This window comes from Saccharopolyspora sp. (genome assembly GCF_017434145.1).
Taxonomy (GTDB): Bacteria; Actinomycetota; Actinomycetes; order Mycobacteriales; family Pseudonocardiaceae; genus Saccharopolyspora_C; species Saccharopolyspora_C galaxeae.
The window spans coordinates 1-4,135 of sequence record NZ_JAFRFW010000836.1 but is presented as its reverse complement, the minus strand read 5'-3'; the positions used below and the strand labels follow the sequence as shown (position 1 = coordinate 4,135).

Here is a 4,135-nt window from a genome sequence, read left to right as displayed (position 1 = left end):
CCTCCCCGCACTCTAATCATGATCGGGTCCTCGAGCGAAGACCGCCGGACCGTGTCATACCGGCCCGGCGGTGCCGCCCCGGGCGGTTACTCGCCGCCCTTCTGCACGTACGCCCGCACGAAGTCCTCGGCGTTCTCCTCCAGGACGTCGTCGATCTCGTCCAGGATGGCGTCGACGTCTTCGCCGAGCTTCTCGCGACGTTCCTGACCGGCGGCTTCCGGACCCGATTCCTCGTCGTCGTCCCCGCCGTCGGGCCGCTGGACTTTTTCCTGGGACATCTCGCCTCCCGGTGATCGTCCTTGGATGTCCGTCCCTCCGGATGCCGGTACCGCCACCGGTGCCGGTGCCCGATCGGACCGGTTGGCCCGATTCGCCCCGGTTAACCCGATCAGCCTCGGACGTGGTCGCCGGACAAGGACATCCTGACTGAACAGTACCCAGCAGAACCCCTGTTCGCCCACATCCGAAGGGGCGGCGTCGGATCTTTTCCCGGAGCGCGGAACCGATCCGGAGTCGTCGGTGCCGAGCCGTTCGATGCTGGGCTTTCCGGTGCCGGACCGTTCAGCCGCGGGTGAGCGAGTCGACGAGCTCCTCGGCGCTGGAGGCGGCCTCCAGCAGCTCGCCCACGTGCGAGCGGGTGCCGCGCAGCGGCTCCAGCGTCGGGATGCGCACCAGCGAGTCCCGGCCCAGGTCGAAGATGACCGAGTCCCAGGACGCCGCCGCGACCGCCGCCGGGTAGCGCTCCAGGCAGCGGCCCCGGAAGTAGGCGCGGGTGTCCTCCGGCGGCTCGGTGACCGCCGCGCGGACCTCGTCCTCGGTGACGATCCGGCGCATCGAACCGCGCGCGACCAGCCGGTTGAACAGGCCCTTGCCCAGCCGCACGTCGGAGTACTGCAGGTCGATCATGTGCAGCTTCGGGGACGCCCAGCCGAGGTTGCCACGTTCGCGGTAGTTCTCCAGCAGGCGCAGCTTGGCGGGCCAGTCCAGCCGATCGGCGCAGTCCATCGGGTCGCCGCCGAGCAGGTCCAGCACCTCGCCCCAGGTTTCGAGCACTTCGCGGCCGACCTGGTCGGGGTTGGCCTCCAGGTGCTGCGCGGCCCGCTCGTGGTAGGCGCGCTGCAGGTCCAGGCCGGTGAACCGGCGCCCGTCGGCGAGCTCGACCACTTGGCGCAACGAGGGGTCGTGGCTGATCGCGTGCACCGCCTGCACCGGATCGGCCAGCTTCAGGTCGTCGAAGCGCACCCCGGACTCGATCATGTCCAGCACCAGCGCGGTGCTGCCGACCTTCAGATAGGTGGAGGTCTCGGCGAGGTTGGCGTCGCCGATGATGACGTGCAGCCTGCGGTACTTGTCGGCGTCGGCGTGCGGCTCGTCGCGGGTGTTGATGATGCCGCGCTTGAGCGTGGTCTCCAGCCCGACCTCGACCTCGATGTAGTCGGAACGCTGGGACAGCTGGTAGCCGGGTTTCTCCCCCGCCTGACCGAGCCCGACCCTGCCGGAGCCGCACATCACCTGGCGCGACGCGAAGAACGGCGTCAGCCCGGCGATGACCGCGGTGAACGGGGTGCTCCGGGCCATCAGGTAGTTCTCGTGGGTGCCGTAGCTGGCGCCCTTGCCGTCCACGTTGTTCTTGTACAGCTGCATCTGCGCGGTGCCGGGCACGCTGGCCGCCTTGATCGCGGCCTCCTCCATGACCCGCTCACCGGCCTTGTCCCAGACCACCACGTCCCGCGGGTTGGTGACCTCGGGGGCGGAGTACTCGGGGTGCGCGTGGTCGACGTAGAGCCGGGCGCCGTTGGTGAGGATGACGTTGGCCGCGCCGAGGTCGTCGCTGTCCGAACCGTTGTTCTGCGACGCCTGCGCACCGAGGTCGAAACCACGGGCGTCCCGCAGGGGCGACTCCACTTCGTAATCCCACCGCGCCCGGCGGGCGCGCGGGATGTCCGCCGCGGCCGCGTAGGCGAGCACGATGTGGGTGGAGGTCAGCACCGGGTTGGCCGTCGCGTCGCCCGGCACGACGATGCCGTACTCCACCTCTGTTCCCATGATCCGCCGCATACCTGGAAGCCTACGGGTTCAACGGCGCTGAGCAGAGTTTCCGGCGATGTGCGTTCGGCCCCGTTACCGCGGTGGGTGGCACGCCGGTGTCTCGTGGGATTCACGTGCAGCTCTGGCACGGATGCGGTTCTGCGAGGATGGCGGCGTGGGAGCGCAGGACGAGCAGGTGGCGATCTACGAGCGCAGCGGCCGGGTCGCGGGTGCGGCGCCGCGCTGGCTGATGCGCCGCGACGGGCTTTGGCACGCGGCCTCGTCGGTCCTGGTGCTCTCACCCGACCGGGAATCGGTGTACGTGCACCGGCGCACCGACGACAAGGACGTGCACCCCGGGATGCACGACTGCTGCGCCGGAGGCGTCGTGGCGGCCGGCGAAGAGCCGGACAGCACCGCCCAGCGGGAGCTCGCCGAGGAACTCGGCATCCTGGACGCGCCGGTGCGGTTCCTGTTCCGGTCGGTGTTCGACCAGGGCACGGTCCGGTATCACGCGTTCCTGTACGAAGCGCGGTGGAGCGGGCCGATCGTGCACCAGCCCGAAGAGGTCGCCGACGGCTGGTGGATGCGCATCGCGGAACTGCGCGCCCGGCTCGCCGACCCGGCGTGGCCGTTCGTGCCGGACGGGCGCCAGTTCGTCGAGGAATGGCTGAGCTGGCGGCAGGACCACGACTAAGGAGTGTTTAGGAAGCGGTCTGCGTAGGTGGTCGGGTAGCGGAACCTCAGGCGTCTGCTGGCTCCGGGATCGCCTCCTTACGTAGCCGCCCTACGCGGCGTCGGCGCTGTCCTCGCCAGCAGACGCCTGAGAACCCGCCGGTGGTCGGCCTGAGTCCTCGCGCACCGCAAGCGGCTGACGCCGCTTCTTAAACAGAACCCAGAAGCCGTCGCAACGCGGCTGAGGCCGACTTTCCGGAACCCCCCTAGTGCCACGGCAGCGCCGAACGCTCACCCCAGTAGGTCGGCGCGTCCCGCGCCACCGAAGCCAGTTCCCGCAGCTCGTCGTCGGTGAGCTCCACCGAGCACGCCGCCAGGTTCGACCGCAGCTGCTCCGGCCCCGCCGGGCCGACGAGCACGACGTCCGCCCACGGCTGCACCAGCACGTGCGCCAGCGCGACCGCGTCCGGCCCCACGCCGCGCCGTTCGGCGATGCGCGCGACCTGCTCCGGCGGATTCACCGCGAGCCGCCCGTTGGCCAGCGACTCCTTCACCAGCACCTGCCAGCCGCCGTCGTGCGCCGCGCGCAGCGCCCGTCCCGCCGAAGGTTCCAGCGAGTTCCACGTCGACTGCACCGCGCCGAACAGCTGCTGCCCGCCCGCTTCGAGCTCCCACGCGCGTTCGATCGTCTCGGCCTGCGCCGCACCGCTGGTGGAGATGCCCAGTCGCACGCCGGAATCGCGCAGCTTCGCCAGCTCCTGCTGCAACGCGGCGTCCTCGAACAGCGGGCTGTCCGTGGTCAGCGAATGCACCTGGTAGAGGTCGACGCGGTCGGTGAGCAGCTCGCGGGTCTGCGCCCACTGCTCCCGCAGGCGCTCCACCGAGTGCTCCTTGACCTCGTGCACCTCGGTCTCGATGCGCCACTCCGCGACGTAGGCGTAGCCCCACTTGCTGGAGACGGTGACGTCCTCGTGGCCGCGTTCACCCAGCCAAGCCGCCAGGAACTCCTCGGCGCTGCCGTAGGAACGAGCCGCGTCCACCCAGCGCACCCCGGCCGCGTAAGCCGCGTCCAGGACGACCGCGGTGTGCTCGCGCATCGCTGCGGCGGTGCGGTGCTCGGGCAGCGCGTCGGTGCGGCCGACGTTGATGTAGGCGGGGCGGCCCAGCGCGGCCAAGCCCAGACCGATCCGGCGCGTGGAGATCATGCTGCGAACCTAACCGCCCGCCGCCGGGATCGACACCCGGACCCCGCACACACCCGTGGCGGGCACCGGAGTCCGGCACCCGCCACGGGAACCACTCGGTTCCGTCCTTGCCGGAACCCGCTGTCTTTCTTTTAGTCAGCGGCGAAGCCGCTGAGCAGTAACCACCAAAGCAGCCAAAACAAGGTCCGAAACAGTTCCTACAGGTATTGGCCGGTGTTGGTGGCCGT

At 70.2% G+C, this 4,135-nt stretch carries 4 protein-coding genes; 1 reads left to right on the top strand and 3 read right to left on the bottom strand.

From position 1 onward, the window contains the following. Positions 1 to 86: 86 nt before the first annotated feature. Together IJH84_RS22720 and dop are read right to left on the bottom strand one after the other, a co-directional pair. The gene (locus IJH84_RS22720; RefSeq protein WP_200069699.1) at positions 87 to 278 is read right to left on the bottom strand and encodes a ubiquitin-like protein Pup; all 192 of its coding nucleotides are present in this window, start codon (positions 276 to 278) and stop codon (positions 87 to 89) included. A 283-nt stretch (positions 279 to 561) separates the two neighbouring features. Continuing rightward, positions 562 to 2,058 carry a depupylase/deamidase Dop gene (gene dop, locus IJH84_RS22715; protein ID WP_200069700.1) on the bottom strand — a complete coding sequence of 499 codons (1,497 nt, stop codon included), beginning with the start codon at positions 2,056 to 2,058 and terminating at the stop codon, positions 562 to 564. 145 nt (positions 2,059 to 2,203) lie between these two features. Between dop and IJH84_RS22710 the strand changes: the two genes are divergently transcribed. Next, positions 2,204 to 2,725 (top strand): NUDIX domain-containing protein, encoded by a 522-nt coding sequence (locus tag IJH84_RS22710; protein ID WP_295148804.1) that lies wholly within the window; start codon positions 2,204 to 2,206, stop codon positions 2,723 to 2,725. A 244-nt stretch (positions 2,726 to 2,969) separates the two neighbouring features. Here the strand turns inward: IJH84_RS22710 and IJH84_RS22705 are convergent, their stop codons facing one another. Then, a complete protein-coding gene (locus IJH84_RS22705; RefSeq protein WP_295148800.1) occupies positions 2,970 to 3,908 on the bottom strand; it encodes an aldo/keto reductase in 939 nt (312 codons plus the stop codon). Between the last annotated feature and the right edge of the window lie 227 nt (positions 3,909 to 4,135).